Origin of the sequence: Streptomyces sp. NPDC093149 (assembly GCF_044754145.1) — a bacterium.
Taxonomy (GTDB): Bacteria; Actinomycetota; Actinomycetes; order Streptomycetales; family Streptomycetaceae; genus Streptomyces.
In genome coordinates this window covers 1-25,512 of the sequence record NZ_JBIVON010000043.1, presented here as the reverse complement: position 1 = coordinate 25,512, position 25,512 = coordinate 1, and the positions used below count along the sequence as shown (strand labels likewise).

26 protein-coding genes and 2 pseudogenes are annotated in these 25,512 nt (G+C 67.8%); 15 read left to right on the top strand and 13 right to left on the bottom strand.

Going from position 1 to position 25,512, the window contains the following annotated elements; all coding sequences use genetic code 11:
- Positions 1-434 precede the first annotated feature (434 nt).
- Complete coding sequence (locus ACIQCZ_RS41275; protein WP_402291204.1) at positions 435-1,322, top strand: GNAT family N-acetyltransferase; 888 nt, start codon at positions 435-437, stop codon at positions 1,320-1,322.
- 508 nt (positions 1,323-1,830) lie between these two features.
- Here ACIQCZ_RS41275 and ACIQCZ_RS41270 read toward each other — a convergent pair.
- Positions 1,831-2,496, bottom strand: coding sequence for a hypothetical protein (locus tag ACIQCZ_RS41270; RefSeq protein WP_402291203.1), 666 nt, complete (start codon positions 2,494-2,496; stop codon positions 1,831-1,833).
- 95 nt (positions 2,497-2,591) lie between these two features.
- On the bottom strand, positions 2,592-3,509 hold the full coding sequence (locus tag ACIQCZ_RS41265) for a NucA/NucB deoxyribonuclease domain-containing protein (protein WP_402291202.1): 918 nt from the start codon (positions 3,507-3,509) through the stop codon (positions 2,592-2,594).
- A gap of 561 nt (positions 3,510-4,070) precedes the next feature.
- On the opposite strand from ACIQCZ_RS41265, the gene ACIQCZ_RS41260 reads away from it, so the two are divergent.
- Both ACIQCZ_RS41260 and ACIQCZ_RS41255 read left to right on the top strand, forming a co-directional pair.
- Positions 4,071-4,292 (top strand): hypothetical protein, encoded by a 222-nt coding sequence (locus ACIQCZ_RS41260; RefSeq protein ID WP_402291208.1) that lies wholly within the window; start codon positions 4,071-4,073, stop codon positions 4,290-4,292.
- Positions 4,223-4,477, top strand: a complete 255-nt coding sequence (locus ACIQCZ_RS41255; protein WP_402291206.1) for a peptidase inhibitor family I36 protein — start codon at positions 4,223-4,225, stop codon at positions 4,475-4,477. The genes ACIQCZ_RS41260 and ACIQCZ_RS41255 overlap by 70 nt, the downstream gene beginning before the upstream one ends.
- A 286-nt stretch (positions 4,478-4,763) precedes the next feature.
- On the opposite strand, the gene ACIQCZ_RS41250 is transcribed toward ACIQCZ_RS41255, so the two are convergent.
- On the bottom strand, positions 4,764-5,510 hold the full coding sequence (locus tag ACIQCZ_RS41250; protein WP_402291201.1) for an HNH endonuclease family protein: 747 nt from the start codon (positions 5,508-5,510) through the stop codon (positions 4,764-4,766).
- Between the two features lie 499 nt (positions 5,511-6,009).
- A complete protein-coding gene (locus tag ACIQCZ_RS41245; RefSeq protein WP_402291200.1) occupies positions 6,010-6,909 on the bottom strand; it encodes a type II CAAX prenyl endopeptidase Rce1 family protein in 900 nt (299 codons plus the stop codon).
- A gap of 834 nt (positions 6,910-7,743) precedes the next feature.
- Between ACIQCZ_RS41245 and ACIQCZ_RS41240 the strand changes: the two genes are divergently transcribed.
- The 6 genes from ACIQCZ_RS41240 to ACIQCZ_RS41215 all read left to right on the top strand — a co-directional run bounded on the left by ACIQCZ_RS41240 (position 7,744) and on the right by ACIQCZ_RS41215 (position 14,095).
- Positions 7,744-8,004 carry a hypothetical protein gene (locus tag ACIQCZ_RS41240; RefSeq protein WP_402291198.1) on the top strand — a complete coding sequence of 87 codons (261 nt, stop codon included), beginning with the start codon at positions 7,744-7,746 and terminating at the stop codon, positions 8,002-8,004.
- A gap of 25 nt (positions 8,005-8,029) precedes the next feature.
- Positions 8,030-8,539: a GNAT family N-acetyltransferase gene (locus ACIQCZ_RS41235; RefSeq protein WP_402291197.1), complete on the top strand. Its 510-nt coding sequence runs from the start codon at positions 8,030-8,032 to the stop codon at positions 8,537-8,539.
- A 442-nt stretch (positions 8,540-8,981) separates the two neighbouring features.
- Entirely contained in the window at positions 8,982-10,238 is a 1,257-nt protein-coding gene (locus ACIQCZ_RS41230; RefSeq protein WP_402291195.1) for a tyrosine-type recombinase/integrase, read from the top strand.
- A complete protein-coding gene (locus ACIQCZ_RS41225; RefSeq protein ID WP_402291193.1) occupies positions 10,235-12,640 on the top strand; it encodes a tyrosine-type recombinase/integrase in 2,406 nt (801 codons plus the stop codon). The genes ACIQCZ_RS41230 and ACIQCZ_RS41225 overlap by 4 nt, the downstream gene beginning before the upstream one ends.
- 66 nt (positions 12,641-12,706) lie before the next feature.
- Complete coding sequence (locus tag ACIQCZ_RS41220) at positions 12,707-13,189, top strand: hypothetical protein (RefSeq protein WP_402291192.1); 483 nt, start codon at positions 12,707-12,709, stop codon at positions 13,187-13,189.
- A gap of 90 nt (positions 13,190-13,279) precedes the next feature.
- The gene (locus ACIQCZ_RS41215) at positions 13,280-14,095 is read left to right on the top strand and encodes a hypothetical protein (RefSeq protein ID WP_402291190.1); all 816 of its coding nucleotides are present in this window, start codon (positions 13,280-13,282) and stop codon (positions 14,093-14,095) included.
- Between the two features lie 471 nt (positions 14,096-14,566).
- Here the strand turns inward: ACIQCZ_RS41215 and ACIQCZ_RS41210 are convergent, their stop codons facing one another.
- The 4 genes from ACIQCZ_RS41210 to ACIQCZ_RS41195 all read right to left on the bottom strand — a co-directional run bounded on the left by ACIQCZ_RS41210 (position 14,567) and on the right by ACIQCZ_RS41195 (position 17,237).
- Entirely contained in the window at positions 14,567-15,217 is a 651-nt protein-coding gene (locus tag ACIQCZ_RS41210; protein ID WP_402291205.1) for a class I SAM-dependent DNA methyltransferase, read from the bottom strand.
- A gap of 441 nt (positions 15,218-15,658) precedes the next feature.
- Positions 15,659-16,024: a hypothetical protein gene (locus ACIQCZ_RS41205; RefSeq protein WP_402291188.1), complete on the bottom strand. Its 366-nt coding sequence runs from the start codon at positions 16,022-16,024 to the stop codon at positions 15,659-15,661.
- A 259-nt stretch (positions 16,025-16,283) separates the two neighbouring features.
- On the bottom strand, positions 16,284-16,871 hold the full coding sequence (locus ACIQCZ_RS41200) for a hypothetical protein (protein ID WP_402291187.1): 588 nt from the start codon (positions 16,869-16,871) through the stop codon (positions 16,284-16,286).
- A gap of 75 nt (positions 16,872-16,946) precedes the next feature.
- Positions 16,947-17,237, bottom strand: a complete 291-nt coding sequence (locus ACIQCZ_RS41195; protein ID WP_402291207.1) for a hypothetical protein — start codon at positions 17,235-17,237, stop codon at positions 16,947-16,949.
- A gap of 31 nt (positions 17,238-17,268) precedes the next feature.
- Between ACIQCZ_RS41195 and ACIQCZ_RS41190 the strand changes: the two are divergent.
- From ACIQCZ_RS41190 to ACIQCZ_RS41180, 3 genes and pseudogenes are all read left to right on the top strand, one after another.
- A pseudogene (locus ACIQCZ_RS41190) lies at positions 17,269-18,353 on the top strand (UDP-N-acetylglucosamine--N-acetylmuramyl-(pentapeptide) pyrophosphoryl-undecaprenol N-acetylglucosamine transferase); the annotation flags it as partial.
- A gap of 304 nt (positions 18,354-18,657) precedes the next feature.
- Positions 18,658-18,951, top strand: coding sequence for a hypothetical protein (locus ACIQCZ_RS41185; RefSeq protein ID WP_402291185.1), 294 nt, complete (start codon positions 18,658-18,660; stop codon positions 18,949-18,951).
- Positions 18,952-19,236: 285 nt separating this feature from the next.
- Positions 19,237-19,467: a hypothetical protein gene (locus tag ACIQCZ_RS41180; RefSeq protein ID WP_402291183.1), complete on the top strand. Its 231-nt coding sequence runs from the start codon at positions 19,237-19,239 to the stop codon at positions 19,465-19,467.
- Positions 19,468-19,483: 16 nt separating this feature from the next.
- Here ACIQCZ_RS41180 and hemC read toward each other — a convergent pair whose 3' ends face one another.
- The 3 genes from hemC to ACIQCZ_RS41165 are packed head-to-tail and all read right to left on the bottom strand — an operon-like array spanning position 19,484 to position 21,986.
- Positions 19,484-20,416 carry a hydroxymethylbilane synthase gene (gene hemC, locus ACIQCZ_RS41175; protein WP_402291181.1) on the bottom strand — a complete coding sequence of 311 codons (933 nt, stop codon included), beginning with the start codon at positions 20,414-20,416 and terminating at the stop codon, positions 19,484-19,486.
- 18 nt (positions 20,417-20,434) lie between these two features.
- On the bottom strand, positions 20,435-21,022 hold the full coding sequence (locus ACIQCZ_RS41170; RefSeq protein ID WP_402291179.1) for an O-methyltransferase: 588 nt from the start codon (positions 21,020-21,022) through the stop codon (positions 20,435-20,437).
- Positions 21,003-21,986, bottom strand: a complete 984-nt coding sequence (locus ACIQCZ_RS41165; RefSeq protein ID WP_402291178.1) for a hypothetical protein — start codon at positions 21,984-21,986, stop codon at positions 21,003-21,005. Before ACIQCZ_RS41165 ends, ACIQCZ_RS41170 begins: the two co-directional genes overlap by 20 nt.
- 226 nt (positions 21,987-22,212) lie before the next feature.
- Between ACIQCZ_RS41165 and ACIQCZ_RS41160 the strand changes: the two are divergent.
- Positions 22,213-22,537: pseudogene (locus tag ACIQCZ_RS41160) on the top strand (helix-turn-helix domain-containing protein); the annotation flags it as partial.
- A gap of 314 nt (positions 22,538-22,851) precedes the next feature.
- Here the strand turns inward: ACIQCZ_RS41160 and ACIQCZ_RS41155 are convergent.
- Complete coding sequence (locus tag ACIQCZ_RS41155) at positions 22,852-23,064, bottom strand: hypothetical protein (RefSeq protein ID WP_402291177.1); 213 nt, start codon at positions 23,062-23,064, stop codon at positions 22,852-22,854.
- A gap of 306 nt (positions 23,065-23,370) precedes the next feature.
- Here ACIQCZ_RS41155 and ACIQCZ_RS41150 point away from each other — a divergent pair, with 306 nt between their 5' ends.
- Positions 23,371-23,847, top strand: a complete 477-nt coding sequence (locus ACIQCZ_RS41150) for a hypothetical protein (protein WP_402291176.1) — start codon at positions 23,371-23,373, stop codon at positions 23,845-23,847.
- A 100-nt stretch (positions 23,848-23,947) separates the two neighbouring features.
- Here ACIQCZ_RS41150 and ACIQCZ_RS41145 read toward each other — a convergent pair whose 3' ends face one another.
- Positions 23,948-24,448: a hypothetical protein gene (locus ACIQCZ_RS41145; protein ID WP_402291174.1), complete on the bottom strand. Its 501-nt coding sequence runs from the start codon at positions 24,446-24,448 to the stop codon at positions 23,948-23,950.
- 281 nt (positions 24,449-24,729) lie between these two features.
- On the opposite strand from ACIQCZ_RS41145, the gene ACIQCZ_RS41140 reads away from it, so the two are divergent.
- Positions 24,730-24,915 carry a hypothetical protein gene (locus tag ACIQCZ_RS41140; protein ID WP_402291172.1) on the top strand — a complete coding sequence of 62 codons (186 nt, stop codon included), beginning with the start codon at positions 24,730-24,732 and terminating at the stop codon, positions 24,913-24,915.
- Positions 24,916-25,512: the final 597 nt, after the last annotated feature.

The window sequence follows — 25,512 nt, the reverse complement described above, 5'->3', positions numbered from 1 at the left end:
GCAGGTCCCGAAGCCGCGGTCGCCAACTCCAGCACCTGGTCCGGATTCGCCTTCACGAGGAACTGGGGATCCGTCAACTGCCCATCCACATCAGCGGACCCAGAGCCCACACCATCAATACGCAGATCATCAGGCATAACCCACATACAAGCATGCCTCACCCACACATCAAGCCCGTCAAAACCCCCAACCACGCGATTACGTAGCCGACTACGCAGTGTTCAGCGCCGAAACATGAGCAAGCTGCACGAACGCACCCTTGCCAGGCTCATAGGCAGCACCCACCCACGCCAATCCGTGCGACTTCTTAGTTGTAACCCGGGCCAGCGTCCCTGCAGGACTCGTACGCGCCCGCCCTGGACGAGGGGGACGGGACGTGGCTGAAAGGCGTTGAAGAAGCGGCCCCAAGTCGAGATCGTCCGGGATCATGAAGCATGCTCCCGGACGACTGGCACCTCACCCAAGACGTCCACGACTTCCTGGCCCAAGCCGGGAACTTCCTGCGCTCGCGCGCCGCCATGCACAACACGCCGCTGACGGACATCGAGGAACTGCGGATACACAGGGCAGCCGATCACAACGCCGAAGCCGTCGTTTTCGGCCGACTGGAGTCACAGGGCGAGGTCCGCGCGATCTTCTATCTCACCCCCCGCAGACGCCTGGGCCTCACACCCCTCTCCGTCGAGCAGACCAACACCCTCGCTGCGCACCTGGCCGACCTCGGCTACTCACCCGCAAACGTCATCGCAGACCACGACACCGCCAGCACTTTCGCCGAGTCTTGGCAGCAGCACACGGGCGCGGCGTCGGTACTTTTCTGGAGGACGCATCTTTGCCGTCTCGGCGCGCTCACCCCACCGCAGCCGCGTCCGGAGGGCCAGGGCCGTCTCACGGGCGGTAGGGACCGTGACCAAATCGTGCGCTGGTGCCGGGAGTTCTGCATCGATGTCGGGGAGCAACACTCCATCGACTTGATCGATGCTGGCTCCTGGGAAGACTCGCGTTTCGGCGACAGGCACTTTACGTTCTGGGAGACCCCGGAGGGCACCCCCGTCTCGATGGCGGCCTCGACCTCGGTCGTCGGCGGCATGGTCCGGGTGGACCCCGTCTACACCCCGGCCCACCTTCGCGGCCGCGGCTACGCGGGAGCTGTAACGGTCGAGGCGAGTAGGGCCGCGCAGGCCGCAGGGGCAACGGACGTTGTCCTGTTCACAGACCCAGATAATCCCGCCAGTAACGTCCTCTACCAGCGCATTGGGTACGTTCATGTAGCCGACTTCGCCGGATACAAGTTCTCCTACGGTGCACCAGAGGCTGGTTGAGGGGCGCCCCTGGATAGCCCTTAGGAAGGCTCGTCAGTAGCCCTCGCGCCGACGATAGGGCGGGCTGTGGGAACCATATGCCGCGGATCGCTGCGCGAATAGCGAATACCTTCTCTTCGCCAGTGGCACGCGGACACAGCTGATGCCCTGGTGGTCGGGTTCACGGGGCCGCGTCGCCGCCCGCACCATTTGGTCCTGGCGGTGGGGGACGAGGGCGCCCCGGTCCGGGTGTCTGCGCGGTTGTATCCGGTCCTTGCTGTGAGGGTCGGTGAAGCTCTGGGCGGTGCGACGGTGGTGGGGGAGCGGCGTGCGGAGGGTGAGTCGTACACGCGGGTGGAGACGGACCTGGTCGTGGAGGTGCTGGCTGGGTCGGGCCGGCATGGGACGCTGACGGTGACTCGGATGCGGTGAGCTACGGATGGCTCTGTACACGAAGTGGACCAGAGCCTGAGTTGTGACGTCAGCGTCCGGACCTGGACTACTGGGGCTGTGGGCCCACTCGCTCAGCTCATTCAGCTGGGTTGTCCGGGGTGCGGGCGTGCAGCTCGGCGTGCATGGGGGCGATGGGCATCTTCTCGGCGGGCGTGGGGGGTGTTGCTGCGTGGGCTGCTTCCGCTGCTTTCGCTGCCGTGTACTCCTGGGGGCTGGCCGTGCGTCTGCGCCTACCGGCCTCGTCGGTGAGCCGGTGCCGGGTCTCTGGTGCTTGGGGGGCGGCCCAGATCTGGACGAGGTGCTGTTCCAGTACGGTGTCGCCCTCCTTTGCGTAGATGTCGCCGACCGCGGACGCGGCATCTCGTCCACGTGCGTGGATCCGGAACCTCCACCACTGGTACTCCCCCTCCTCACCGAGGAGGGGGACTTCCACCAGGTCCTCGGAGAGGGGATCGCCCACCAGCGGTCCCTCGGACGGGAAGTACAGGCTGACCTCGACGACCTCGTCCCAGCCCTCACAGCTCAGCGGCGGCTCGCCGGCGGTCACGTCGAAGACGACATAGACGTCACCGTAGGACGTCCCGGTCAGGACGGTGGCGTAGGTGGCCTCCGCGTTGACGTAGACGAGTCCGCTGCCCGCGAGCCGGTCGTCGATGTCCTGATCCGGCTCCTGCGCGTCCGTGTCCAGCAGAACGTACTGATGGTGAGACACCCGCACACGGGCCGGCCCCTGAACCGTCATCGTTCTCCCCGTCCTCTCAACTCTCCGACACCACGCCGCGGCCCGCCCACCCTCAGCAGACAGACGGGCCGCAGGACGGGCTGTGCGCTGCTGGGTCAGACCGCAACCCAGAAGCCATCCTTGTTCACAAGGCGCTCCTGCTTGTAGAAACCGATGATCCGGCCGCCCTGCTGGTCCTGCTCCTTCTCCGGGACCATGGCGATGCCCCGGCTCGCCGCCGGGAGTGCCGTTCCCCCTTCGTGGGTCCGGGCGAACGGGTACTCGTCACAGGACCTGCCGCGCGGCGGAGTCGTCCTCCCGCACACGGCACGCCGGTTCGCGGTCGCCTTCCTGTCGTCGGTGAGGCGGTGCAGCGGGTGGCCGGAGCCGGGCTTGCCGTAGTGTCCGCCCTTGGCCTGGATCCGGCGGATGTTCTTCGCGATCTCCGGCAGCGTGCTCATGGTCGTCAGGGTGGGCTTGAACTTCGGGAACACGCAGCCGGGACGCACCAGCCGACGGGTGTTGGCCGCGTTCCAGAAGGTGTCGTCGCAGCGGAAGCCCAGCGAGGCGTACGAGAAGCTGCCCAGCGTGTACCCGGGCTTGGTGAACGTGAACGTGTAGTTCGCCGCGCCGCTGTGTGTCTTGTTCTTCTTGACCCCGTCGCTGTAGTCAACCTTCCCCGAGAAGGCGGACCCCAGAGTGTGCCCAGGCACGTGGCTGGACGCCTTGCACGGGCTGCCGCAGGAAACCGACACGCCCATCCGGATGCCGCCGGCGTTGTTGACGATCGTCGCCTTGCTGACGCGCATGGTCTCCGACCACTTCAGCGACTTCTTGTCGAGGGTCATCTCGTGGCTGATCGTGAACGTCGCCGTACCGATCACGGCACGGTTACGGATCACTTCCACCGTCGCCCGGGCGGTCTCACACTCCGTGATGCGGGTGTAGACGATGTTGCCGACCTTGCACCTGGCAGCGGCGACGCCGGTATCCGCGGCGGCCGTCATCGCCAGGCCCTGAGCGACACTCGCCACCAGGTGATCCGGGCCGGGCTCAGCGGCCGCCCCCATACACGTACCTGCAACAGCCACCGCCGCAGCAGCACTCACGGCAGTACGCATCCATCGGAAGAACACAGTGCTTCCCCCACGCCGCCGTACCACCCAGGCACCCTGTGCACCTGCCGCGACGACAGCGCGACGAAGCTACGACCGATACGACATCGCACCGGCATCTTCCTACCCGAACGACGAAATAGCGCATGGGAATGACTGATATCCGCCATCCGTAACAGAACGCCCAAGCCACCCCCGAACGGAAGAACGTTCAAAGCAGCCACAGCCAGGACGTCCCCTGCCCAAAGGCTGCGCGTTACGGCCATGCCCCCCTGCCAGTCCCACCGGTCCGGATCAACGGCGCAAGGCTGCAACGGGTCTCCTCCAGCGGCAGCCATATCACCGGCTCGCAGCCGGGTGTATTGAACTGGGCCGGCCTGCCGTGTTCGCGCCCGGCGCGCTCCCTCCGCACTCCTCTGGCGGAGTGAACGCGCCGAAGATCGCCTGCATCCGGCCAGGGCGGCCGGGGAGTCTGGCGCCGTGATCAAGACTGTGAAGCGTGTCGCGGCCTTCGCCGCCCTGGCCCTCATGCCGCTCGCCGTTCCCGCCACCACCGCCGCCGCCTTCTCTCCGGCCGGCGGAGTGCGGGCGGAAATTGACTGCCCGCCCGGCTACGTCTGCATCTACCCGAGATCAACTTCGGCGGCCAGCCCTGGGTCCGCCGCGCCGTCGACGGCGGCGTCAAAGACCTGCCCTCCGTGATCCGGGACCGGGGCAGCTCCATCCGTAACAATTCCGACCGCACCGCCCGCGTCTACGAGAAGCGGAACTACTCCGGCCGCTGGGTGTGTGTGACCCGCAGTGGCGGCTCCCTCCACGACCTGCGCGGCTACAACCTCAACGACCAGACCCGATCCCTGAAGGTCAACCGCAACGACTGCGGCTGACCCGGCCATGGACCGGTGGCCCACCCCATTCCTCCGGGTGGGCCACCATCGTGGGCCTGAGCGGCTGGAGCCGGGACGGACGGGTGATGCCTCCTGCCCGTCGGACCAACGTCCTGGTATTTCAAAGAACAGCAGGAGAATGTCGACGGGGCCGCCGACCAGTTCCGCAATTCGTGGCCGGGCTGCGGCCCGGGGATGGGGTCGTTGTGGTCGGCGCCGTACACCCGGCGCCGCATCAACTCGTCCATACGGGCAGGATCGCGCCGACCACTCACATCAGTTCGGGCTACGGGGCGACTTCGTACTTCACGGTGTTCGTGCAGCCCTTGGCGAGCGTCTCCAGGGCAGTCCGTTCCTTGTCGTCCGCGGTGAGCTTCCACCTGAGCTTTGTGCCGGTCCAGTCGGCCAGGTACGTACACTTCGCGGACTCAGCCGGCGGCATCCACTCCGACGGATCCTTGTCGGCCTTCGACCGGTTCGTCTTCGCGGTGACCGCGACAAGGCTGCGCTCAGCATCGAGGTCGTTCGCGTACCGCATGCGCCGGTCGGCATCCCACGCTGAGGCCCCGCTGTCCCAGGCTTCGGCGAGCGGGACCATGTGGTCGATGTCCAGCTTCCGGGCATCGGTGACCGTGACTTCGTCGTAGTACGACAGCCACTCACCGCCGGTCAGCGTGCACCGGGGGCCCTGCTCGGGCTTCTTCGTCGCCTCGGCCAAGAGTACTTCGTTCCGCGTGGAGCAGCCGTCACTGTCCTCGTCGATCCAGTGCTTGAAGCTGTCGCGCTCGTAGCCGGTGCGGTTCTCCTCCGCGGCCGGCAGTTTCGCGATCGCCTCTGCGAGGGACAGGCCATTGCCGTCCGCAGGGGCGCCTGGGGCCGCGGAGGGGCTACCGGTCGGAGCGCTGGGAGCGCCGGCCGAGGTCGCGGGGGTCGACGGCTTCGAATCAGACTCGGTTGCGGTATTCGGGTTGCAAGCGGTGAGAGAGGCCGCGACAAGGATTGCGGCGATGGGGGCGGAACGGCGTGCTGTCACAGCGGGACTCCGGCAGGTCAGGGACTGATGCGCCCTCATCATTGCAGGAGTAGATGGTTTGGTGACAGTCAGTCAAATGTGCAGGTGGTAGCTCTTGGGATGGCTTCCAGCGGGCGCCCGTCGGACCTGCAAGCAGACCAGGGGGAACGTCAGAACGAGTACGTGCGGTTGCTGCGCTGCTTCTCCCGGTGCATCACGTCGCCCGCTTCCGCCGTGTACCCAAGCTGCGCCACGCGGCGCGTGGACTGGCCCAGTTGTACGCCGCCGGTCAGCTCTCCACCTAGGTCGACTCCTTGGGCCGATCGGCGAGAACTGGCTCAGCCTCAAAGCACGAACCCCGCTGACGTTTCCGATGTCGGGACCACTGACATTTCAATGTCGGAAGACGCACGGAGTCCGTGAGGCGGAGGCCGTACCGGACGTCGTTGGCCAGGGCGGCGGTCCCGTCCTCTGCGCGGACCACGGGCCCGGCATTGAGCAGGCCGGTGACGATGACCGCCTACTTTTCGCCGGGCGTGTGCCTACGCGTGACCCGGCGGCACACCAGGAACGCGATCACGACGACCACCAGGTACAGCGGTACGAGCAGCACCACGTCACCGGACGCCTGCTCCACCGTAACGCCCGTGTCGCGGTCCTCGCCCTGCAGCATGATGCGGTTCACGGTCAGGACGGTCAGGTGCGTGCCGATCGCCGCCCACAGCGGGGCGTGCCCCACGGCCGCACGGGCGGCGATCAGGGTCAGGCTGAAGACCGTCAGGAGGATGAGGTAGTCGACCGGGTGCTGTCCCTCCGGGGTGATGCCGATGTGGCCCCTCTCGTCACCGGCCAGCCGGGCGATGCCGACCGTCACCAGCGTCGAGGTGCCCGGTACGAGGAGGAAGACCGCCGTGGTGCCGAGCGCCGCCAGTGCGGGCCCGAACCGTCTGCGCAGCGATGTCCACGTGTAGCCGCGCAGCGTTGTCTCCTCGGGCAAGGCTTCAAGCAGGAATGCGACGACGGCGTTGGTGACGAGAAAGCCGACCAGGGTGACGAGATCCAGCTGCTGCCAGACGAGTAGCCCCATGGCCGTGCCCGCGCCCAGGACCAGCGCCGCTGCCGCGGCCGTCACCCCAACGCCGGTGAGGAACGCCCGTAGGCTCGCGCCCGGACTGCCGAAGCCGACCGTCCGGGGGTGTGACAGGCGCAGGACGAACGGCACGGCCACGACGGTGACGAGGGCCGCAGCGATCAGCCGGGCGGCCAAGCCTTTGGCTCCGGTGGCGTCCGCCAGTACGGGTCCGAGTCCGTTGCCGGCACCGAGCGCCACCGCCATGATCAGGCCGCCAGCCAACGCGCGGCCCATGGCCCCGGTGGCCGTGGGCGCGGGTGCGGGGTGTCGTATGTGTAGCTCGGTCATAGCACTCCTGGTGACGGTAGGGCCGCCTCCTATCGACAACCCCGTGTGCTTTCCAGGCTCGCCCGACTACCAGTCGGGGGCGTCGTGCGCGCGGACGACCCCCCTGTACATCCTTCGGCGCAGTGGACGATAGGGGTCGACTGGTCGTTGGGGTGCGGGCGGCGCGGCGTGCCCATGACGTGTTCGGCAAGCGCCCGCCCACGCACCGGGTGCGGTCTGGGAGGGCCATCAGATGGCGGCTCTCACTCGGAGATCACCGGAACGGGTATGGCGTGGCACCGTGGTTGACGCCTGCCTGGCGGCGGCGCTGGAGGCGGGCCTGGTCGATCGGGGCCGGTGCCTCGTCCGGGACGGAGGGCGGGTCGGGGTGTGCGACATCCCGTGGGTGGCTCTGAGCCGCGCTGAGTCCTCGACCTCGTGGCCAGGGGGTTCGGCGAACTCGACCTGATCGCGATCCAGGAAGTCCTCGGACATTCCTGGATCGCCACGACCATGCGATACGTCAACCCTCGGGAATTGCATCAGGCGGGCGAGAAACTGCAGGTGGCCTGGTCGAGACGGGAAGCGGAACGAGTTTGCAGGGTCTATGGACTGGCCTCGTGAGCAGGCACGTTGCCGAGTGATCCCTTTCGGCGGTGCCGGAGTGGATGCCGCGTATTCGTCCGCAGACGGTGCAGTGAGCTTGGCGCCTGTCACAGCCGCCGCAGCGACGCAGGCCGGTGAGCTTCGAGAGCACGCCGGGTGCGGTGCGATCGCAGATCGAACAGAGCAGGATGGGCAGGGGACGACAGTTCGGGCAGATCGGCCCTTCCGCGGTACGGTTGCTGACCATGCGTGACTCGCGCTCTTTCCCGGCGGCCAGCCCGGCCGTCCGATCAGTGCCTGGGCCATGGGGAACGACTCCGCAAACTCGGCATCCGGCTCGCGGAAGCCCGCTCGACCGCGCTGTTCCAGCTCGCCACCGAGCTGCCCGCCGCCGTCCTCGCCCGCTCCCTCGGCATCGACATCACCGTTGCCGTCAAATGGCAGCGAGCCGCCGCCGGGGACTGGGGCGCCCACGCTGCCGAGGTCAGCCGCCGCCACCGTGACGTCTGAATCCAAAGGCAAGGGAGCAACACAGATGCTGCTACGTGATGTTGAGTACGGCGACGTCGACGCCTACGTCCGGATGCGATGCGACCCGGTCATGATGGCCGAGCTGGGCGGCCCGCTGCCTCGCGAAGGCACGGAGGCGAAGGTCCAACGTGATGTTCAACGGGTGGCAGCGGACACCGACTGGACAAAGATGATCGTGCCCAATGAGGCCGAGCTGGACGCGGTCGCAGGAACCGTGACCTTGTGGCCCCAAAACGCAGATGGCGAGCGCATCTCCGAGATCGGCTGGATGGTGCTGCCGGAGTACCAGGGACAGGGACTCGGAAAGCAGGGCGTCCGCGCGCTGCTAGAGCTGGCCCGCGACGACGGCCGGTGGGGGCTGATCCACGCATTCCCCGCGACAACCAACGCCCCGTCCAACGGCATCTGCGGCACGCTCGGCTTCCGATTCCTGGGCAAGCAAGACGTGCCCTTCGCCGGTCGAGTCCTGCAAACCAACCACTGGGCTATCGACCCTCGCACCGACCTGACCTGACCTGATACATGTCCGCAGCACGTCGTGGACCCACGCGGGGCCCCGAGGGCGGGAGGCATTCAGAGAGTTCCAATACCCGACTCCACCATTAGCCAGATACCTGTCGGACGCCATTGAAGCCCACCATGCGTTCATCGCCCGCCGTCGATCGGCTTCGTCCCAGCGAGGAATACCGGACCCCGACGAACGAGGAGTGGGACGCCTTCCTCGCTCACTTCGAGAAGCGCAAGCTCTCTTTGGGATCCTGCGCTCGGGCCTTCGGAACGTCGTGCATCCACGAGCACGTCCCGTTGACCGAACTAGTTTGGGTTCCCTTCGAGGTCAACTCATAGTGAGCACAAGGACGTTGCGGCCGCTACTGGCGGCTCGTGGTGACCGCGCGTGTGGTGATGGATCTGGTTTCATCGCGTGTCGTCGAGTAGGTCGGCCCGTGGAGGTATGGATGCCAGAGCACAGCACGACGGTCCGGGATGTGGCGGCGCTGAAGGTGGCGAGGGTCGGCCGCGTCGAGAAGAGCGATGACCCGCTGAAGCCGTTTCGGCTCCTGGACGCCGATGGCACCGAGGTAGCGGCGGTCAGTGAGTTCCTGCACCACATGCTCGCCGACGACGCGAGTCCGACGTCGCTGCGGTCCTACGCCTATGAGCTGTTGGCGTGGGTCCGGTTCTTACGCGCCGTGGACGTTCCCTGGCATCTGGCGAGCCGCGCCGACGCCCGTGACTTCGCACTGTGGCTGAAGACGACGAAGAAGCCGCCTCGGCGGCGTCGTCCCGATTCACCCGCCCCGGGCTCGGTGAACCCGGTCACGGGGAAGGCCGCGCCCGGCGAGAACTATGCCGCTCGGACCAGGCGGCACGCTCGCGCGGTGATCCGCTCGTTCTACGAGTACCACCGCGAGACCTACGGCCGACCGCTGATCAACCCGTTCCCGCAGGGCGGGGCTGCCGACGAGGGGAGTCCGAATGCGCATCACAACCCGATGCAGCCGTTCCGGCGGCCCTCGCGCCGGGGCACCTATCAGCCCAAGGAGCCCAAGCCGACCCCGAGGATCATTCCTGACCAGGCATTCAACGACCTGTTCGCCGGGTTGAAGTACAACCGGGACCGGGCTCTGATCGCGTTCTACATCTCCACCGGCGCCCGCGCCTCCGAACTGCTGGGTGTCCCGCAGGGCCTGGTCGCGCCCGGGGACCAGACGATCGGCGTGGTCCGCAAGGGCAGTCAGGTCCTGCAGCACCTTCCCGCCTCCGCCGACGCGTTCGTGTGGCTGCGGCTCTACCAGCAAGAACTGCGCGGCATGGTCCCCAAGCACCCGTCGGAGCCACTGTGGTGGACGCTGCGACGGCCCTTCCGCCCGCTGGAGTATGACGCGGCCCGGATGGTCTTCACCCGTGCCAACCAGCTGCTCGGCGCGAACTGGACCCTGCACGACCTGAGGCACAGCGCGGCCAAGCGGATGGCCCGCGATCCGAACCTGACCCTCGCCGACGTGCAGTGGGTCATGGGACATGCCCACATCACCACCACGGAAATTTACGTTGCTCCCACGCCCGACGAGGTCGTCGCCCACGTCCTGGCCCACCATGAACGACAGCGCGCCGAGCAGGCCAAACCCCCAGCCCCGCCGGCGCCGGGTTACCGCCCCGAGGTGCTGGCAGCGCTGTTCGGCACCTCGGCTGCGGGCGGCGAAAGCCGGTGAACCCGACCGCGAACGTCGACGTCGCCAGGCCCGTCGAGTCACCTGAGGTAGACAAAGCGCTGGAGTGGGAACCGCGAGTTGGCGAAGCGAGCTGGTGGCAGACCCGTCAGAGCCGGGAGAGCCTGGTCGAGCGGCTGCTGGGATTGTTCACCGACCCCGGTGCGGGCCTGACCCGCGACAAGACCCGGCGGCGGGCCCTGGGCAAACTGCTGGACTGGCTCGAAGGCCAGCCCGGAGAGACCTGGCAGGATCGCTGGATGGCCAGCGGGGCGGACGACGCCGGCTTCGAGTGGACCGATCTGCCCCTCCAGGGACGCGGCACGCCCAAGAGCCACTGGCGCGATGAACTGGCCACGGGACTGGTGCTTCTGGTCGCCGGGCAGGCGATCCGCCCCAGCTACCCGTGGCTGCTGCGGCAGCGCGGGACGGTGATGCTCACCGAGTCCCGGGCTGCCAGCGACCCCGATGCCTTCCAGCGGCTCGAGCAACTGGCTCATCACACGACCCCGACAGCGAGGTCCGACGCCCTGAACAAGCTCACCTGGATCGTGATCCGCAAGGGCGGCCTGGTTGGCGACATCACCGTCGGCGACTGCATCGAGCTGACCGCCGCATTGGGGGAACACCACTTCCGCGGCAGCGCCGGCCGGCCGCTGTTCTACGCTCTACTCAAGGAGACAGGCGTGCTCCCGGCCAGCGCACCGCTGCGGCTGCGGGCGCTTCGCATCGAGGGCCGCCGCAGCGTCGAGCAGATCGTCGACGCGTACGGCATCGAGTGCCGGGCTGTCCGTGACCTGCTGGTCGAGTACTTCACCGAGCGGGCTCCCGAGCTCGACCACGTCTCGCTGCGTTCCATCGCGCGCAACTTGTGCCGGTTGTTCTGGCGCGACCTGGAGATCCACCATCCGGGCATCGACTCGCTGCGGCTGACACCGGAGGTCGCGCAGGCGTGGAAGGAACGTCTGGGCTTCATTCGTGATGCCCAGGGCCACCCGGTGCGGCCGCGGGTGAACTTCCGCAGCGAGCTGGTGTTCGTCCGGGCGTTCTACCAGGACATCGCCCGCTGGGCCGCCGACGATCCGGCGCGGTGGGCGCCCTGGGTTGCGCCATGTCCGATCAAGGCGAGCGAGTGCGCGACGAAGAAGTCCAGGTCCGGGGTGAAGTCCCGGATGGACCAGCGGACCAGGACCCAGCTGCCGCTGCTGCCCGCCCTGCTCCGCGCCGTCGACCGGCAGCGCAAGAACGCCGAGGCTCGCATCACCGCGGCTCGCGCGACGCCGGCCGGTGGACGGTTCCTCGTTGCCGGGGAGGAGTTCGAGCGCTGCGGGTCCGGACAGGCCCGCCGCGTCTATGTCACCGAGGCGTCCGCCGGCAGGCGGCGGAACCTGACCCACGAGGAGGAGGCGGCGTTCTGGTCCTGGGCGACGGTGGAGGTGCTGCGGCACACCGGCATCCGGATCGAGGAGATGTTGGAGCTCACCCACCACAGCTTCATCGCCTACACCCTGCCCACCACCGGCGAGGTGGTGCCGATGCTGCAGGCCGCCCCGTCCAAGACCGATGCGGAGCGCCTGCTGCTGGTCTCCCCGGAGCTGGCGGAGGTGCTGACCGCGGTCATCTTCCGGGTCCGGGCCGGGAACGCCGCCCTGCCGCTGGTGTCGGCCTACGACGTGTTCGAGCAGACCTGGAGCCCGCCTATGCCGTTCCTGTTCCAACGCCGGTACGGCACCGAGGACCGGCCGCTGACCCGCAGCTACATCCGCGAGTGCCTGGTCGCGACCTCGCAGTCCGCCCAGATCACCGTGGCCGGCGACCCGCTCGAATGGCGCCCCCACGACTTCAGAAGGATCTTCGTGACCGACGCCATCCGCTCCGGACTGCCCCCGCACATCGCCGCGAAAATCTGCGGACACGCCGCTCTGGACACCACCATGGGCTATGCCGCGATCTACCCGGAAGACGTGATCTCCCATCACCGGGCCTTCATCGCCCGCCGCAGAACCGAGCGGCCCAGCGAGGAATACCGCGAGCTCACCGCCACCGAGTGGGACGAATTCCTGACCCACTTCGAACTCCGCAAGGTCGCCCTGGGAACCTGCGGCCGCGACTACGCGACCCCGTGCCAGCACGAAAACGCCTGTGTCAAATGCCCCCTACTTCTCGTGAACCCAGCCCAAATGCCACGCCTCCAGGAGATCCACGCCAACCTCGTCGACCGCCTCCAAGAGGCCAAGGACCAGGGCTGGCTTGGCGAGATCGCCGCCATCGAGACCACCATGGCCGCCGCCAGACAGAAGCTGGAGGCCATGCGCGAGCGTGCAGCCCAGCCGTCCACCGTCCACCTCGGCATGCCCGACTTCCGCCGCGATGCCGGACGAAGCAGCGCTGAGCTTGAGGACTGAGGTCAGCTGGTCGTCGGCCAGCGACATGCGGGCCGCTCATGGAGCGGGGCCTGGCAGGATGCCTGGATGGAGATCTTGGAGGAAATCGCGCCGTTGCTGGGATCACTGGCGGCATCGAGCCATGTCTACTCCAGGTGCGGCGCGGTATCCGAGACCACCATCGCGGAGCAGGCCTTCGACCTCGTCATGATCGCACAGGACGACTGGGCGCATCAGGCCGTCGCAGGAGCGGTCGGCCCCGCGTCTGCCCGTGAGATCGAGGCAGCGCTTGAGCCCGTCGACGCCGCCGGAGCCATCGAGTTGATGACTGACCTGTCGGCCTTCGATCTCGTCTACTCGCGAATCCTTCTCCGTGACCGTGATCACGCGAAGCGGGCGGCTACGCGGGTGGCGAAGCCGCTTGGCCCGGGCACCAGTTGGGTCACGAACATGGAGGGCATGGACAACGGCCGCGCATGGACGCCCGTCACCCGACACGGCATCGATGTCGTGGTTGCCGGAACCAACAGCGAGCAGTTCGCGATACTGCTCGCGCTGGGTGACGACTAGCGGGAGCCAGGCCCCTCACCTGGGCTGATGGCCGGCCTGGCCGGATAATCGGCTATGGCTCAGGCCGCTCGCAGTGAGAGCATGCACGTCATGCACGCCTGGGACTCGCTGACGATCGCCGAACAGACACTCATGCGTCGTGCCATCTCGGGGTACTCCCTGGCCGGGGTAGTCCAGAACTACGGCGTGGCACTTCGCTGGGCCGGTGCTGCACAGGCTCCGCCCCTGCGCAGCTTCACAGAGGACGAGCAACGCGCCCTGGTCCCACAGCTCGCCGACGTGGCCCTCGATCTCGCCGAACGCGGGCTACTGACCGTCCACGAGGGGGAAAGCCACCGCGCCATCGCCCCTGTCCTGGTGGCAGGGCCCGAACTCCACGAGGTCCTCACCGATCCAACCAACTGGCTGTGGACCGCCCGCCCTCACCGCCGCTTCAGCCTCGCCGCCCCGCAGCACGTGCGCGAGCACTGGTTCGACGGCGCACATCCGACTGCCGACACCAGCGCGCTTCCCACCTGGGACGAGCTGAGCGTTGAGGAACGCGAAGTCCTGGTCTGCGCGGCCGAGGCGAGCGGCATGCTCACCGGGGCGTTCGGCATCTGGGAGGAACCGCCGGACGACCTGGACAGCGCCGAGCGCCTTGCCTGGGTGGACCGGCAACTCGCCCCGCTGCTGCCCTTCGTCCGCAAAGGCTGGATCGAGGTCCAGCACTGCCCCGACGAGCGCAGCGATGCCTTCACCGTGATCCCCCTCGACGGACTCCGCACTGCTCTCACGGATGCCGCCATCCGCTACGAAGGCGACGAATGGGGCATTGGCGTCGGCTGCATTTTCACCTACGCGGGACTAGCCGTCTGGCGCGGTGGGTGGAGCAGCGAATGGGGACGCCGCCTCAACTTCGACTGATCCCTGCCCGCCGCCGCACCCCAGTCAGCGTCGTCCACCCCTGTCCCCCGACACCCAGTCACGGCGCCCCTGCAGGAGTCGGCGGCGCGACACGCCCGGACACTTCGGGGCGCCGAGATTGTCGCCCACTACTTTTAGCAACTCGCCTGCGAGCGGCCCCGTCGGTCCGTGAACTGGGTAGTTCGGATAAGCTTGTGTCCGCTGTTCGCTCCTCCGGCCCGAGCCGTCCCAGCGAGACCGTCTGATCGAGATCCGCGACAACCTGCTCGATCGGATCGCCGAAGCTCAGCGGGAGGGCTGGCTCGGCGAGGTCGAGGGCCTGGAGATCAGCCTGGCCGGCGCCGAGGACAAGTTGACCCAGTTCGATGCCGCTCTCAAGCCCTCAGTCATCCACCTGGGCCTGCCCACCTTCGGCGAGATCGCCGCACGGACCACCTGATCCCGGCTCCGCTAGGAGACTGGCGGAGCCGCTCAAGGTTGGCGACGCGCGAGGATGATCCCTCCCAGCTTGCTCTCGGCCGAGGTGAGGGTCTTGTGCGTCTCGAGGGCGAAGCCAGCTTCGTTAAGCCACTCAATCGTTTGTTCGTGTTGTCGGCGATGGACATAGACCTTCATCGGGTGCCCGCCATAGCCCTCCGTCTTCAACTGCGACTCATCGCCGACGTGGAAGCTGAGCAGCAACGGCCCACCGGGCCGAAGCACTCGACGGAAATGCGCAAGGACCGAGCTGATCTCGTTGTCAGGAATGTGGATCAGTGAGTACCAGGCGACCAGGCCAGTCACGGAGGTGTCGGCCAAGGTGAGGTCCGTCATGGAACCGAGATCGAACCGCACGCCGGGGTGTTCACGACGGGCCACATCGATCATTCCAGGTGACAGGTCGATGCCGAACGCATCCAGGTCCAGCGTCCGCAGGTGGCCTGTGATCCTGCCTGTCCCGCACCCTACGTCCGCGACCAGCCCGCCGCCTTGGGCACACACCAGGTCGGCAAACAGAGCCAAGGCCGCGCGTTCTTCGGGTGCTTCGTCCAAGATGTGACGTGTCAGCTCTGCGTAGCTTGCAGCCACGGTGTCATAAGAGGTCCGCGTATCTGCCAGCCAGTCATCTGCGTTCGGTCCCATGTCCACCGACCGCAGGCTACACAAGTCATCAAGCGGGTGAGGAGTATGGGAGCACCATCGTGCATGGTGACCCGCAAGTGGAATGCATCGTCAAGTCGGCGCACGAGTACAAGAGCGATAGGGACCAGGAGGCGTTTCGTGAGGCGTGCCGGGAGCGTGCCGAGCGCTGAGTCCGTGTCCGTGGTCCGGCGCGTGACCCGCCTGCGGCTGGTGGTAGCCAGCCCGCGTACGCTGCCTGAGCAGGTCCCGAGTCCCGCCTGGCCGTCCCGGTCCACGGCGGCACCTACCTGCGGCGCACCGGGCACTGCGAGGTACTGACGGCGGTGGTGCCGTCTGCGCCATGCCAAGGTGCTGCCCGCCACCAAGTCGGAGCCGTGGCGGGCAGCATTCGGTGTTGGCTACGACCGAGCCGCGCCCGTGATCCTCGGGGCGGCTGGGTAGTCAGCAGGTAGCTGCGCTGGAAATGCGCATTGCATCGAGCTGGCCGCCCGTGACACCGAAGGACTGCTGCGGAGGGATACACGTTGTCCCGCCACCAACCCAGCGAATGTATGCGACATCATCGTGGCGGGTGTTCACCACGGTGAGCGGTGCCGTCGGCTTGGAGGGCAGCGCCTGCCAGGTCGATGTCACATCCTGGAACTGGCCGATGATGCTGCCGTTCTTGATGAAGCAGACGTAGGGGTACGCACACGTCGCCGTGGTCCCCTGTTCGGTAGCGCTGGCCAGCGTGGCCGTGCTCATGAGTGCCGCCCCGGTCATGGCGAGCGTGGCTATCCCTGCTCTGAGCTTCTTGGTCGACCGCATGATTCCTCCCCTGTCGGATTGCAACCACACACGTATATGTCATATACGCGACAAGCCGTCAGCGGGAATCAAGTCATCTCCGGCGAAGCGGTCCGGCGGTGGCCAGAAAAGTGATGACCGGCTGGCCCGGCGTCGCCCCGGTCCGCTGTCACACGGGGCGGGGCGGCGCCGGGCTGGTGGACTTCTCGCGGAACCGGATGACGGGGGTGTCGCTCCTGCCGGACCGTTCGCCGAGCCACTGCACGTGGCCGGCGTCGGGCTATGCCGTGGGTTCAGGCGATGGGAAGTCGCTGGCCTTGATCTTGACCATCTCGGTGTTGGGGTGGCCGGGGTTCCGGTGCCAGACGATGCCCTCGTATGGTCGGGCGTGCAGCCACTCGCGGAGGCCGTCGTAGTCGCGGGGGGCAGTGGCGAAGTCCTGCCGAATGGACAGGATTGACCAGCCGTGGGGCATCAGAACGTGGTCGGCGTAGCCGTCCGGGTTCTTGTTGATCTTCGGGCCGAGGAGTTCGTAGGTGCCGGCCTTCCCGATGGCCGTGTTCTTGACGGCTAGGGCGTGGATCTTCGCGAAGGCGGACTGCGCGACAGGTTCCCAGCTGACTGTTTTGCCCGTTTTCTCGTCGGTGCCGATCGTCACGTAGTTGGGTGGCGGGGTCTTGCCGGGTTTGACCTCGCGGCGTGCCCACCATTGGCCGGCCGGGTCGAGCATGACGCATGTCCCGTCGTACTTCCGTGTTGCTTCGCCCTCGCCGTTGATCACCCATTCGCACCCCTGGGAGACCTCCGGAAGTACGACTGCGGGACGGGCGCTGAAGTCTCGGACGAACAGGGTCGGGATCTTTTCCATGTGCCGACCGTACTGGTCTTGGTCCGGCGGAGGTCGAGGTATTTCGGAGGCCGGGGTCCCCGCGCAGGTGTTGTTCTATTCGATCGCGTCCGCCAGCCGCTCACGGTGTCGGCCGGTGAGTTGATTCTGGAGGTCGACAGCGCGCGACCGGACCAGGCCGGTGCGGTAGCTGTCCGGTAGCCGCGCGAAGACGCCGGCCGCTATGTCGGCCGCCGCGCTGGGGTCGCCATCGAGGTCGCACGGTCCCGGCTGATTGAGTGGCGCGGTGGAGGCCCGGACGTGTGGACTGCGTGACGGGCAGCGGTGGAACGGCCGGAAGTGGCCATCGTGGGTGAGGGCAGCCAGCAGGGTGCGCCGGGTGACCAATGCTTCCCCTCTTTCTCGTGCCTTCCGTCTGATCGTCACGGGGGGAGGTACCGGCGGCCACACCTATCCGGACTTGACCGCGATCCGCGCGTTGCGGGACCGGCTTGCGGCGCAGGGCAGGGCGCTCGATGTGCTGTGGATCGGTACGGCTGACGGCTTGGAGGCTCGGGTCGCACCAGCCGAGGGTATTGCGTTCATGACTGTCGCCACGGGCAAGATCCGACGTTCCAGTAACCCGCTCAAGATGGTGTCGCCTGCCAACATCAAGGACATGGCCCGGGTGCCGCTCGGGGTCGCGCAGGCTCGGAGGATCGTCGCTGACTTCCGGCCGGACGTTGTGCTGGCCACCGGTGGCTACGTGGCCGTCCCTGCTGGTCTGGCCGCCCGGATGTGCCGCCGCCCTCTGGTCCTTCACGAACAGACCGTGCGCCTGGGCCTGGCCAACCGGAAGCTCGCGAGCTCGGCGGCGTGGATCGCCGTGTCGTCACAGTCGTCGCTGCCGCTCCTGCCGGAATCAGTACGCGCTGCGGGGGTCGTCACCGGCAATCCCATCCGCCCCGAGGTGCTGACCGGCCACGCGGACAAGGCAGTTGCGGAGCTGGAGCTGCACGGTTTTGACCGGCGTCTGCCGACCGTGTACGTGACCGGCGGCGCGCAGGGCTCGCAGCAGATCAATGACGCCGTGCGGGAGTCGCTGACGTGGCTGCTGGAGCGCGCGAACGTGGTCCACCAGTGCGGGCCGACCAATGTCGAGGGCCTGCGCAGCACGCGGCGGGCCTGCCTTCGGAGTTGGCGGGCCGCTACTACCTCACCGGGTTCGTCGGGCCGGAACTCCCCGACGTGCTGGCATTGGCCGACATTGTGGTGTCCCGCAGCGGCGCCGGGACGCTCGCCGAGCTGACCGCCCTCGGTAAACCGGCTGTGTTCATCCCGCTCGCCGCCTCGGCCGGGAACGAACAGGCACATGACGCCCGCCACCTCGAAGAAGCTGGCGCCGCCGTGGCCCTGCTCGGTGACGTCACCGGGGGACGTCTGCGCGATGCGGTGGGACCACTCCTCACGGATCCCGTGCGACGAGATGCGATGGCGGAGCGGGCCCGAGCACACGGACGGCCGGTGAGTTGGTTCTGGAGGTCAACGGCACGGGACCGGACCAGGCCGATGGGGTATCTGCCAGGTAACCGCGCGAAGACGTCGGCTGCCGCGCCGGGGTCGCCGTCGATGCGGAGGCAGGTGGGGGTGTCCATCTCCAACAGGGCCCGTCGCAGCTGAGGTCGAGGTCCGTTTCGGTCTAGGCACTGTCCGGCGGATCACCGTCGCCGCACTCCGGCTCTGCTCCACCCCTGAGATGCACCCGGCACCTGGTTACGCCCAGAACTCCTTAGCCACCAGCAGCTTCGTCCCATACAGTTCCGAAGGCATGACGGCACTTGCATCCTTCGCCTTCGCGCGCCACATCGATGGGCTCCGCTACCGCTTCGAGCGCGACGGCGAGTACAACGGCCGCCCTGCCTACCGCCGAACGGACGGGAACGTGTGGTGTGTCTGGTCGCAGACCGACGGCTGGCACTGCGAGATCGCTGACGGCCTCGTCACTGCCCATCCCCTCAACAGCCAAGCTGACGAACCCGAACCCCCGGCCACCCTCTGGCGCAGTTTCAAAGACGACCGCTCCTACCTCTACGACCTCCTGGCCCTCGACCCCGAAGCGTGATCCGCCGGACAGTGCCTAGACCTGGACACTGATCAGGTGCCCATCGGATATCTGTGGGAGGCCCACAGCGTCGATTCAGGCATGCGACTTGCGCACGTACCTCCCGATGACAGCGATGGCTAAACCTGCACGGAGCGTCGCCCGGCATCCGCCGGCTCGGGTTCCAGGCACGCAACCGTCACGGTCACCCGCGTACGCGAGTAGCGCCACGCGGTTATCCACAGGCCCGGCAGAAACGGCTACCCACCCGTAGCGTGCTGACCCTGTCAATCACGGGGGTGCAGGGTGCGGGACGTACGGCTGGAGTGGCTGGCTGCGGAGGTCATGGCTGGGCTGCCGTCCGACGAGGCGCGGGCCGCGGTGCGGGACCTGTGCGCCGAGGTCGCGGAACGTCCAGAACGGTGGCCGGCAGTCGGCGGCAAGGAGGTCGCCGACGTCTTCGGGGCGTGGTGCTGGGTCTCCTTCGTGGTCTACCTCGATGGCGTTGAGGTACTCGACGTCGGGTGGGTGGGGTGAGCCCCGTATGGGTGATTCAGTGGGCGATGCCGTCGATCAGCTCGCGCGCCCCCTGGCGCAGGAGGGCGACGGCAACGGAGGTGCCGAGGGTGGCGGGGTCGAGGCGGCCAGCCCATTCGTGTGCGTTGAGGACCGTCTTTCCGTCGGGCGTGAAGACCTTGGCCCGCAGCGAGAGTTCGCCGTTGCCTTCGGCCTGGGCGTATCCGGCGATCGGGCTGTTGCAGTGGCCCTGCAGGACGTGGAGGAACATGCGCTCGGCCGTTGTCTCGCGGTGGGTGGCCGGGTCGCCGAGTGCGCTCACGAGGTCGATGAGAGCGGTGTCGCCTTCGCGGCACTGGAGGGCCAGGACGCCGGCGCCGATCGGTGGGCACATCACTTCGGGCGACAGGGCCTCTGTGATCACGTCTGTGCGGCCGATGCGCTCCAGGCCGGAGACGGCCAGGAGCAGCGCGTCGGCCTCCTGTGCGGCGAGCTTCTCCAGTCGCCTGTTGGCGTTGCCGCGCATCGGTACGCAGTCCAGGTGCGGGTGCGAGGCGGCCAGCTGGGCGATGCGCCGTACGGACGAGGTGCCGATCCGGGTGCCGGGCGGGAGCTGGTCGAGGTGGAGTCCGGCCGGGTGGACGAGAGCGTCGCGGATGTCGTCGCGCTTGAGGAATGCCGCGAACGTCGTGCCGGCGGGCAGGGGCCGGTCGGCGGGGATGTCTTTGACGCAGTGCACGGCGAGGTCCGCCTCGCTGGCGAGCAGCGCCTGGTCGACCTCTTTGGTGAACGCGCCCTTGCCCTCGACCGCGCTGAGGTCGCCCATCCACTTGTCGCCGGTCGTTCTGACCGGGACGACTTCGGTACGGATGCCGGGGTGGAGCGCGGCCAGCTCGGCGCGGACGCGCTCTACCTGGGCGAGCGCCATGGGCGAGTCGCGGGACACGATACGAATCAGATCAGTGGCCATGTGGCCCACGATAGACCGTCAGGTACGGGCCCCGACGAGAAGCCCTGATGCCCATGTCGTGGCCGTCCCAAGCAAGTTGGTGTGCTCGGGCAGTTGTGCGAGGAAGCTGTCTACGCGCGGCTGATGGTCACTGGGCCATGTGGGTTGGGGTAATAGGTCGTCGACGACGTAGAGGCCGCCCGGCTCCAGCAGGTCGAGGAGGTTGTCGAGGCGGTGGAACTTCCCGGGCCGGCAGTCGACGTAGGCGAGGGCGAGCGGCGGTCCGTCGTAGGTGTCGAGCCACGTGTCGGCGTCCGCGGTCTCGAAGGTGACGCGGGCGTCGTGGCCGAGGTGCTTGGTGGCGACGGTCTGGCGGGCGGTGTCCATCTCGACGCTGATCAGGTGGGCGTCGTGGCGCATGCCGTGGAGCAGCCACGCGGCGCCCGCGCCGACGCCTGTGCCGAGCTCGACCATGCGGCCGCCGGGCTTGGATGCGGCGAACGTGGCGAGGAGTGAGCCGGTCCGGTCCGCGCAGGACATGGCGAACCCGAGCTCGGCGGCTTCGGTCAGGATGCTGTCCAGGGCAGCCGGGCGGAAGTACGGGCGGTCATCCACGCTGAGGCTCAAGGTGTGCGGCCACCTGCTCGGCGGCGAATGTCAGGATGCTGTCGGCTCCGGCCCGCTTGAGCATCGCGGTGTACTCCGTCATCCCTTCCGTGCCGAGAGCTTGGAGTGCTGGCCATTCCCCCGAGGTCGAGTAGGCGACCAGCGGCACCTGCTGGCTGTCGCGGAGCCGTGTGAGGACGTCGACGGCGCTCATCACGGGTTGGAGCGTCAATGAGTCGGCGCCCTCGCTGATCCAGCGGTGGGCCTGGACGAGGGTGTCTCGGTTGGCGCGGCCCGGTTCGAGCTGGAGGCCGCGGCGGTTCCCGGCGATGGGGTTCGTCTTCATCGGTGCCTTGAACGGCCCGTACAGGGTGGTATGGATGGCGAGGTTGGGGTTCACGCCGACGTCCCTACGTCCGGCGTTGTCCAGGGCGTTGCGCACGACGCGGACCGACCCGTCGAGCATCGCCGTCGGTGAGACGACGTCGGCGCCGGCCTCGGCGTGGAGCACGGCCATGTGTTCCATCAGGTGGAAGGTCGCGGTGAGGTCGATGTCTCCGCCGGGGGTCCGCAGGATGCATTGGCCGTGGTTGGTCCAGGAGCAGCCGCATACCTCGGTCGTCACGGCCATGCCTGGGTCGGTGTCCTTGACTGCGGCGATGGCGCGGACCATGCGGTTGCCGGGGGCGAAGGCGGCGGAGCCCTGGGCGTCGCGGTCGTGGCCGTAGGCAAACAGCTTCACGCCTCGGATCCCGAGCCGGGACCAGCGCTCCACGGTCTGCGGGACTTCCTCCAGCGGCACGGCGCCGGGCAGCCTGTCCGGGCCGGGGTCCTGCGAGCGGGGCAAGACGAGGAGCGGGGCGCTGAGGTCCGCAGGGATGAGTGCGGGCCGGGCGTAGAGGTCACGTACGGCCTGTCGCGCTCGGCTCGGGTTGACCCCCTGGGGGGCGGTTGCCGGTACTCGTGGTCTCGTGGGTGCGGTCATGCCGTGAGTAGATACCGACATGTTGTCGCCAAGACAGGGCGTACCGGGTGCACACTCCGGTGCGCACGCCCCCTTCTGCACATCGCACGAGGCAGAACCCGACGCCAGTTACCTTTGGCGCAGGAGTGGCAAAGGCGCCGTCATGGGCCTGCCTCGCCGGGCGCCGTGTGACCACATTGGTTCGCCGGGCTGGTGGTCGGGGCGGTTGGATGTGCGGTGACGTCCGATCCGACCGGTGGGTGGGAACCGAGTTCTGGTGATCGCGCAGTTGGTGGCGGCAGACGAGGACACCGTCCGCGACGTGATCCACCGCTTCAACGAGATCGGCCTGGCCTGCCTGGACCCTGCGCAAGCTCGCCGCCTACCTGCACCGCGTCCATAGCCGGGTCATCCGGATCAGCCGCGAGGCGTTACGCGGCCTGCTCGCCCGCCACGGGATCACCTTCCAGCGCACCAAGACCTGGAAAGAGTCCCCGGACTCGCGGCGCGACGCCAAGCTCGACCGGATCGAAGAGGTCCTGGACCGCTTCCCCCACCGGGTGTTCGCGTGGGTACCGGTCCAGGATGCGGTGACCGCGTAATTGAGTCCTCCCCGGCAACAGCCCTGTGCTGCGCCGGGGAGGGTTCTTTCCCGTACACGTGGGGATCCGCGGATCCGCGGCCGCAGATCCGAGACGAGCTCGGCTTCCTCTCCAACTTCGACACCGTTTCCTTTCGAGATGACCCAGCTCGGCGGCACGGTCGCCTTCGGCGAGCACGCCTTCAATGCACTGAAGGCGATCGACCCCGTCGAGCAGGCGGAGATGCTTGCCGCGGCAACGCCGGGGGCAGGGCAAGCGGCTTGGCCGCCGGGCGGCGCGACGGCTCAGCCCGCACTCCGGGCCCTGGCCCGTGCCTTGAGAAGCCGCCGCAGGCCGGTCAGTAGCCGCTCGTGGAAGACGGCGGAGGCCGCGGCTCCGGGAGCCGTCCGCAGCCGCTCGACGTGCCGCATCCGGTTCCGGATCCAGGGAGCCTCCTCCCGGGCGAGCTGTCCCTCGAACTCCTCCTCGTGCCCGCCAGCGGCGAGCGCTTGGAGCATTACGGTGCGCCGCTCGGGCTCGGGCGCGTCCGCCGCTCGCGGGTCGGTAACGAAGAGAGCAGTGTATTCCGGGTGGTCGGGCCACCACCGCGCCATCCAACTCAGGGCGTGACCGCGTACCGCCGGGTCGCGATCGGCGGATACTGGTGGGCTCGCGTATTCAACTGTCGCGAGTCCCCCAGCTGGGCCAGCCAAACTGATCACGGTTAGTGACAGTGATCTACCCCCGTTCTGCCTGGGCGCTTGAGCAGGCCGGCCGCGGCCCGAGCGACGAAACCGTCACAGGTAGGCGCTACCGTGTGTGCCATGGCTGACATCTTTGAGCTCATGCTCACCTTGGATCTGCGCGACGAGTTGTCGGAGGACGAGCTCGCCGAGCTCCGATGGCACCTCGGGCTCGGCCCCAAGCCGGAGATCCTCCGCATCGTGACCAAGTTCCCCTTCTGGGACGAGGATGACAACGGCGAACTCGTCGTCGAGGACCATCCTCAGCCTCTCCTCGCTCGTCACGGCGAGGCGTTCAAGGTGGACGGCGCACTCATCTCCGTTCTTCTTCGCAGAGAGGACACCTGGTGTGGAGCGTGGGCTCTGACCAGCCGGCAGGAGATTCACCCTGACCAGTTCGATCTCACCGGCCAGCTGCTCAGTTGGCTTGCGACCAAGGCCGGCGACGGTCATCGACGCTTCGACGGCAGCGTGGACCTGGGGTGGACCCGATTCTATGAATCACGCCAGGCGGAGCCGCTGGTTGTGCGTGATGACGTCGTCATCTGGCCGTCGTAGCCGGCTCCAGGTCGTAGTTGACGTCGGTACCGGGGGCTGTCGTGTTCAGCTTTCGCCAGGTCCCGAGGAATCCGGGTGTGATACTGGTGGGCTCTCGTATTCAACTGTCGTCAGATCCCCGAGGAACCCAGCCCGCTGGTGACCGTGTGTGGTCCCCGGGGGCGTATCGGCTCCATGTCCCGCCGGTCTCGTTGCGGAGTCGGGTGGTGGTCTTGTCGTGGTAGCCGAGAGCCTCTGCGACGACGGGGGCGGGCATCTCCAGGAGTTGCTGCCGGATGGCGGCGCCGCGGGCGGCTGCGGCTGGGACACCGACCTTGTTGAGGAGCGCGGACAGGTGGTCGGGGCGGAACGGCTGGCCCGCGCGGCGGCCGGGGAAGAGCCAGCGGGAGGCCGGGTTGGTGGCGGTGTCCATGTTGTCGCGGTTCGCGATGTGCTCCAGCAGCAGGGAATCGACCGGCGCGGGGACGGGTGAGGCCGGTTCCCCGATCCGTAGAAGTACGGCGTCTCCGTCGCGGACCACGTCGTCGACAGTGAGCCGGACCACCCGGGTCAAAGGCTGCGCGTAGAGAAGCACGATGACTCCGGCGACGCGAAGGTGCATTGGTATCTCCTGGTCGGCCAGCAGCCGCCCCAGGGCACGTGTCGAAGCCCAGCAGGAGATCCTCGCCGTTCTGGCCTGGCTGTGGGACACCGTCGCTGAGCCTGTTCTGACCGGCCTCGGCCACACGACTGCCCATCAGCCCGGTGAGCCCTGGCCCCGCCTGTGGTGGTGCCCGGTCGGCATCCTCGCCTATCTCCCCCTCCACGCGGCCGGCCACCACACCGACGACCTCCAAGACCCGCGGCCTGGCCATCCCCCCGCACAGCTCCGCGTGCCTGTGGATGGAACACCACAGGCTCATCACCCGGCGCGGCAACGGCGACGACCTCGGACCCAGTGCAGCCCTCGGCTTCCTGACGGACTACTACGTCACCGGCGAGTACCCCGGCCGTTCGGGCGCCGGCTACTTCGAGGTGACCGCAGACGGCACCCGCACTACCGGACCGACCCGCCGACTCGCCCCCTGAACCGTGCGCTGACCTGCATCCAGCGGGGGAGGAAGCGGATCCGGATCCACGCACGAGCACGGCCGCCTCGGCGGCTACCGGCCGCTGTTGTCGTTCTCGTCCGGCGACGGTTCGCGCAGCGGCCTGTGGCCTGCCTCCTGGGGACGGAAGAACGCGTAGCGGCCCCGTCCGGATTGCTCCTGCTGCTGGCGTGACACGCGTGTGCGCGATGGTGCGGTCCAGCCGGTAGTGGTGGTGCGGGCCGGCTCGGCTTCCCGCTTTTGGGTGGCTGCCTTTCCCGTCGTCAGGTTGATTGACTGCTGATCGCTGACGTCCTGGTTGTGGCCGATCCGAGTTCGCCGACCGTATGTCGACGGTATCGAGGGGTCTCTGGCGAACTTGTTCAGGTGAAGAGCTTGGGCTGCGCCTTCCGGCCAGAAGCGCGGGGCAGACCCTGCAGCTGGGCAAGCATCGGGGACAGAGCGCACGGGTATGGCTACTGGCAGCCTTACGCCGACGGATTGGGGGGGTATGGCCGACACCGGCGCGCTGTACGGACTGCTCGGGGCTGTGGGGGGAGCTGCCGTTGCCAGCCTCGCGACTGTCTATGGCCCACTG

Excerpts from the sequence above, each read along its gene's own strand:
- ACIQCZ_RS41275 (WP_402291204.1), top strand. The coding sequence starts at position 435 with ATGCTCCCGGACGACTGGCACCTCACCCAAGACGTCCACGACTTCCTG.
- ACIQCZ_RS41270 (WP_402291203.1), bottom strand. The coding sequence starts at position 2,496 with ATGACGGTTCAGGGGCCGGCCCGTGTGCGGGTGTCTCACCATCAGTAC.
- ACIQCZ_RS41245 (WP_402291200.1), bottom strand. The coding sequence starts at position 6,909 with ATGACCGAGCTACACATACGACACCCCGCACCCGCGCCCACGGCCACC.
- ACIQCZ_RS41235 (WP_402291197.1), top strand. The coding sequence starts at position 8,030 with ATGCTGCTACGTGATGTTGAGTACGGCGACGTCGACGCCTACGTCCGG.
- ACIQCZ_RS41230 (WP_402291195.1), top strand. The coding sequence starts at position 8,982 with ATGCCAGAGCACAGCACGACGGTCCGGGATGTGGCGGCGCTGAAGGTG.
- ACIQCZ_RS41220 (WP_402291192.1), top strand. The coding sequence starts at position 12,707 with ATGGAGATCTTGGAGGAAATCGCGCCGTTGCTGGGATCACTGGCGGCA.
- ACIQCZ_RS41215 (WP_402291190.1), top strand. The coding sequence starts at position 13,280 with ATGCACGCCTGGGACTCGCTGACGATCGCCGAACAGACACTCATGCGT.
- ACIQCZ_RS41210 (WP_402291205.1), bottom strand. The coding sequence starts at position 15,217 with ATGGGACCGAACGCAGATGACTGGCTGGCAGATACGCGGACCTCTTAT.
- ACIQCZ_RS41205 (WP_402291188.1), bottom strand. The coding sequence starts at position 16,024 with ATGCGGTCGACCAAGAAGCTCAGAGCAGGGATAGCCACGCTCGCCATG.
- ACIQCZ_RS41200 (WP_402291187.1), bottom strand. The coding sequence starts at position 16,871 with ATGGAAAAGATCCCGACCCTGTTCGTCCGAGACTTCAGCGCCCGTCCC.
- ACIQCZ_RS41185 (WP_402291185.1), top strand. The coding sequence starts at position 18,658 with ATGACGGCACTTGCATCCTTCGCCTTCGCGCGCCACATCGATGGGCTC.
- hemC (WP_402291181.1), bottom strand. The coding sequence starts at position 20,416 with ATGGCCACTGATCTGATTCGTATCGTGTCCCGCGACTCGCCCATGGCG.
- ACIQCZ_RS41165 (WP_402291178.1), bottom strand. The coding sequence starts at position 21,986 with ATGACCGCACCCACGAGACCACGAGTACCGGCAACCGCCCCCCAGGGG.
- ACIQCZ_RS41155 (WP_402291177.1), bottom strand. The coding sequence starts at position 23,064 with ATGCTCCAAGCGCTCGCCGCTGGCGGGCACGAGGAGGAGTTCGAGGGA.
- ACIQCZ_RS41150 (WP_402291176.1), top strand. The coding sequence starts at position 23,371 with ATGGCTGACATCTTTGAGCTCATGCTCACCTTGGATCTGCGCGACGAG.
- ACIQCZ_RS41145 (WP_402291174.1), bottom strand. The coding sequence starts at position 24,448 with ATGCACCTTCGCGTCGCCGGAGTCATCGTGCTTCTCTACGCGCAGCCT.
- ACIQCZ_RS41140 (WP_402291172.1), top strand. The coding sequence starts at position 24,730 with ATGGAACACCACAGGCTCATCACCCGGCGCGGCAACGGCGACGACCTC.